The following is a 5,024-nucleotide window of genomic DNA, read 5'->3' on the forward strand; positions in this document are numbered from 1 at the left end:
AAACACATGCTGGCACGCGCGCTTCAACTTGACTGTGAGCTGGCCATTCTCACGGACATGAGCGCAGCCTGTGGCAGCCAGGTAATTCCCGACGGCTGTCGGCTTGTGCCGGAACGTCGCTACCGTGCCGGGGTCGGGGTGGCGGCAGCCTTGCTGGTACGCAACGGCGTCCCCGTCGTTAGCCAACGTGACCACCGGACCGTTGGCCAGCTTCGTTGCCTGCTCGACCCGACATTCTGCGCCGATGAGCTCGCTCTCGACCATCACGAAACAACTTGGTATCGAGCGTATTTTGGCCGGAACGGATAGAGCCTCCTACCCTCTCGCCGTCTTGTTCGACAAGGCGCACTTGCTCGTAGACGAAGGACTTGTACTTCTCGATGCGATTGAGGATGGTCTTGAGCTGCATCCCTGGTTCTGGCTCCGGTCGGAAGGTTGTTCTGGCGACGCCATCCTGCCAGGACAGAACCTCGGATGCATCCTCCACCTTGCACCGGCCATGGCCCCCTCGTGCGGCGCGGCTCTCCGATCCGGCTCAGGGCATGAGGGCAACGACTGCGGATCTTGAACAAGCGTCTCGACCAGGGTATCCAGTCCCTCCCGAGATTCTAGGCTTTGGGCAACGACTGCGGATCTTGAACAAGCGTCTCGACTGGCCCGACCGTTTTGTCTACAGTAAGTCACTTGGTAGGTGCACAATTACCGAATGCGAGGAGCTCATGGTGCCTTCCCTAGTAAAGCGACCTGCAAAAGCAAGCGTATGCAGCGTTTGGATTTCCGGCTTGGCGGCACTCGCGGCCGTGGCCTGCGGTTCGGACTCAACCCCGAGCGGGCCCGCTGGAACCCCGATCCCGCCGGACGGCGGCACCACCGGCATGATGGCCGGCACCACCAATCCCGGGGTCGGTGGCGCAGGAGGCGCCGTTCAGCCGATGGCCGGGACGGTTGCGCCAGTCGCGGGCACAATCGGCGCGGCCGGAGGCTTGCCGATGGGTGGCGCGGCCGGAGGCTTGCCGATGGGTGGCGCAGGCGGCCTGCCGATGGGTGGCCTAGGCGGCAGCATCGGCGCGGCAGGCACGGGGCCGATGGCAATGCCGAAGCCGACCGTGGGCGCGCAGGGCGTCACGATCACGCGCGTCGAGCTCAACCAGAGCAACGCGATACCGCTGGTCACCAAGGGAATGCCGGCCAAAAAGGCCCCCCACGCCATCATCGTCGGTGGGCGCCCGGCCCTTTTCCGCGGCTACTGGGAATTGAGCGGCGGCGGAATGAAATCCGTGATCGGCATCCTGACCATCCAACAGGCCGACGGGAGCATGACCGAGTATCGCGACACCAAGATGGTCAAGAAGCCCAGCAAGCCTATCGACAGCGGCCAGGTACCCGAAGCCGAAGCCTTCAACTGGAAGGTCGAGGCGGCCAACGTCAAGGCCGGCATGGAGTTCTTCATCGAGCTGTTCGAGGACATGCCGGGTGGCGCGCCGACACCGGCGCCGCGTCTGCCCATGACCGGTACCATCCCGGTCAGGGACGTGGACGACGAGCCGTCCGAGCTCACCGTGGTGATCGTGCCGGTGAAGGCCGCCGGTGAAGTACCCGCGCACGCGCCCGAGAACGTGATGGCGCTCGAGGACGATCTGTTCGATACGCACCCGGTCCAGAAGGTCAACATGGTCGTCAAGCCACCCACGAAGATCAGAGGCCTGACCACATCACTGGACAAGACTGGAGTAAAAGATGCCGTCTTCCCAGCCCTGGAGGCGATGTGCAAGAAGGACGGCAGCAAGGTCGGGGTGCTCTACCAGGCCATCCTGAGCAAGACGAAGTTCAAGAACGTGAGCCAAAGCTGGGGTGGCACGGCCAGGGGACGCAACACCGGTTTTAACACCCCTTGCTGGAGGAACGCCCTGAATTGGGTAGGCTACTACGACTACAAGCCCGAGATCAATGGCAAGACCGACTTTTCGGTCACGCATGAGTTCGGTCACTTGTTGGAGCGGCCGCACCCGGACCATTGTGGCGCGACCGGCGGAGCCCCGAATCCCTACCGCGAACGTGATCTCGGCTCTCAGGGCTACCGCTTGCGCACAGGCGCGTTCTTCCACAACGACGGCATGAACAGCGACTACATGGGCTACTGCCGTCCACGCTGGGCGACGGACTGGACCTCGAAGCAGATCCACCCCGTGCTCAAGATGATCACCAAGCGCCTTGGCTCTACTCCTACCAGTCCAGAGCTGGAGAGCAGTGGGCTCCGGACCGTGGTTACATACTCCGCCATCGGCGGCAAGCCCGGCCGAAAGCTGCGCTGGCTTGAGTTCGCCGGCGATTCGATGGAGCCCCACGGGATGATGCCCGACTCGTACGCCCAGGTTTGGGTCAACGGCCGCGCCAGCCAGCGGCTCGCGGTCAGCGCCGTCGCGGATGAGGACGGCGACGCCGAGCGGATCGCGTTCACCTTGCCTTACGGGGTGAGCGGGCCAGAACGCGTGGTGCTGGTACACCGGGGCGAGCGGCTAGAGATCGACGGCGGCGACCTCGAAATACTCTAGTACCACCGCAGACCAGGAGAGTGCGCCTCGGAACGCCCATGCGAACAGCTGGGCCCGTTCCGGGGCGCGCGTGTCTCTGGCATCGTTGCTTCAGACGATTGCGCGGGCGGATCGGTCGTTTGGGCCGGACGCTGGTGACCGATGCGGGCGAGCGCGCGCAGGTGTGTTGCGTGCGGTGCTCCTGGCGACCTTGGTGATTTGGAACCGTGGGCGCGGATTGAGCGTGTGCAACGCGCGTGCTACGAGGTACAACGGATTTGACACACCGGGACCGCGGCGCGGGCGCTAGCTGCCCCAAGCGGTCCTACGTCTCGGCTTCATCCAACGCCCTGTTGGCGCGGCGCGCAGTCCAGGCTCCGGTCCCAGCGCGTGCTGGATGCGCTTAAACGGAGGCTGCGGTGACGCGCTATCGACTTGCTTCTTTTCCTCGTTTGCGGCCGCTGCTGGCGGCTCCATTTCTCGCGGCTGTGCTTCTGGTGGCCGTACTTCTGGCGGCTCCGGCTTGCGGTGGAAACAACGCAGGCAACCAGAACGTGTGCGGCGATTTTCCGCCCCAGCAACCACCGATGACCTGCGCGCGGGAGGGCGTGGGGACGCCGGCCAGCTGGGCCCGCTGCGTCGGTACCATGTTCCGGGATGACGGACATGCGGTGGCCGTGGACGGCCAGGGCAACATCTATCTCGGGTTTTCGATCGGCGGGCCAACGCCTGAGGAGCTGCCCCAGCTGGCGGGCTGTTATGGGCTGTCGCACCAACAGGCGGCCACGGCCATGTTCGAGGACGTGGGGGTGGTCGTCGGTTCGCAGCACGATCCAGGCATCGCCAAGTACCGCAGCGACGGCTCGCTGGAGTGGGTGCGCACCGCGGTCGGCGTTGGCTTAGGCGGCGAAGTGCGCTCGATTGCCGTCGACCCCGACGGCCAGAGTGTGGTGATCGCCGGCGACTTCCGCGGCATGGCCGTGTTTAGCCCCCAGCACACCTTGGCCTCCGCCCACTTGAACCTGTTCGTGGCGGAGTACGACAACCAGGGCAACGTGCTCTGGGCCCAAGCCGCCGAGGTCACTCCAGACAACGAAAAAGGCAACGCGCTGGCCGATGTCCATGGCGTCGCCATCGACCCACAGAGCCACAACATCGTGGCCACCGGCGTGTTCGTGGGTGGCCTCAACTGGGGCGGCCGCAGCATCGAGTCCCACGGCAACAGCGACATGTTCACGGTCGAGCTGACCCGCGATGGCACGATCTTGTGGCTGGATGATGCCGGGGGACAGCAAGATGCGGGTGTGGGCAATGCGGTGACCGTGGAGCCGGATGGCAGCGTGGTTGTGGTCGGTAGCTTGGGCGGCGCGGCTGATGAGCACTTCACCGGCAGCGACGGCCGGGAGGTCGTGGTGCCTCCGTACGGGGGCGAGCACGGCTTCGACATGGTGATGGTGCGCTACGACCCGCAAGGACGGGTGCTGTGGGCGACCCACGCCGGCTTTCCGAACGCGGAAGCCCGCGGCATGGGCGTAACCCACGATAGTACCGGCAACCTGTATGTGACCGGGCTGTTCCAGGGGTGCGCATGGTTCCGCCAGCAGGCCGTCGCCATTGGTCAGCCTCCGCTGCCCCCTGCCCCGCCGCCAGTTCCCCCGCCGCCGTGTGCCCCCACCCCGACCGATCTGATGGTCCAAGCCGGGGGCGAATTCGAGGTCGACTTGTTCGTCGCCAAATATGGGGTCGATGGAAGCTTGCAATGGGTCCAGCAGGCCGGAGGCCCAGGCAGGGATGCCGGGCAGTCGATCGTGGTGCACGAGCCCAGCGGCAGCCTGTACGTGGGCGGCACGATCGCGGAGACGGCGGTTTTCGGGCAGCCTCCCAGCCAGCAGATGACGGTTGCGGCGCTCCACGATAGCTCCCACGCGGTCGCCCAGTACGGCCTCGACGGCCAGCTGCGCTGGGCCCGGGCGTTGGGTGGCATGGGCGGTCACGGCGAAAACCAGCTCCATGGGCTCGCGGTCGATCCCAACGACGGCGCCGTGGTGGGCGTGGGCAGTTTCAACGGTTCCGCGAGCTTCATGTCTGGCGTGACCCTGCACGCCGCGGCCGAGGTGGTCCACTTCGACGACATCCTGCTTTGGCGGTTGGGACCCGACGGCCAGTAGGTATTGCGACAGCCTGAGGCGCACAGGACAAACAAGACTGCAAGAGCGTGTGGGCGCACAGGACAGCGCACAGCGCACAGCGCACAGGACAAACAAGACTGCAAGAGCGTGTGGGCTCCAGGTGGCTCCAGGTAGCGTGACGGGTCGTGACGGGTCGACCCGGCTTGACGGGGCTGATGCGGGCGTGGCCAGGCGCCGGTTGGGCCGCGACTATCGATGTCGATCGTGATGCGGTCGGCCCCTCACCCATCTCCGGGGCTGGTGGACAACCCCGGATCGGACTGCCGGCATGACCTGCTAGTGTCCTGTATCCGTGATTACGTAC

Annotated in this window: 3 protein-coding genes; all 3 read left to right on the plus strand. The window is 65.4% G+C overall.

What is annotated here, in order from left to right:
• Nucleotides 1–309 (plus strand): hypothetical protein (locus MJD61_21675; GenBank protein MCG8557867.1); only part of this gene is annotated, 309 nt, incomplete at its 5' end.
• 473 nt (nucleotides 310–782) lie between these two features.
• Nucleotides 783–2,552, plus strand: a complete 1,770-nt coding sequence (locus tag MJD61_21680; protein ID MCG8557868.1) for a hypothetical protein — start codon at nucleotides 783–785, stop codon at nucleotides 2,550–2,552.
• Between the two features lie 398 nt (nucleotides 2,553–2,950).
• Entirely contained in the window at nucleotides 2,951–4,699 is a 1,749-nt protein-coding gene (locus tag MJD61_21685) for a hypothetical protein (protein MCG8557869.1), read from the plus strand.
• The last annotated feature ends 325 nt before the right edge of the window (nucleotides 4,700–5,024 follow it).

This window comes from Pseudomonadota bacterium, from assembly GCA_022361155.1.
GTDB lineage: Bacteria > Myxococcota_A > Polyangia > Polyangiales > JAKSBK01 > JAKSBK01.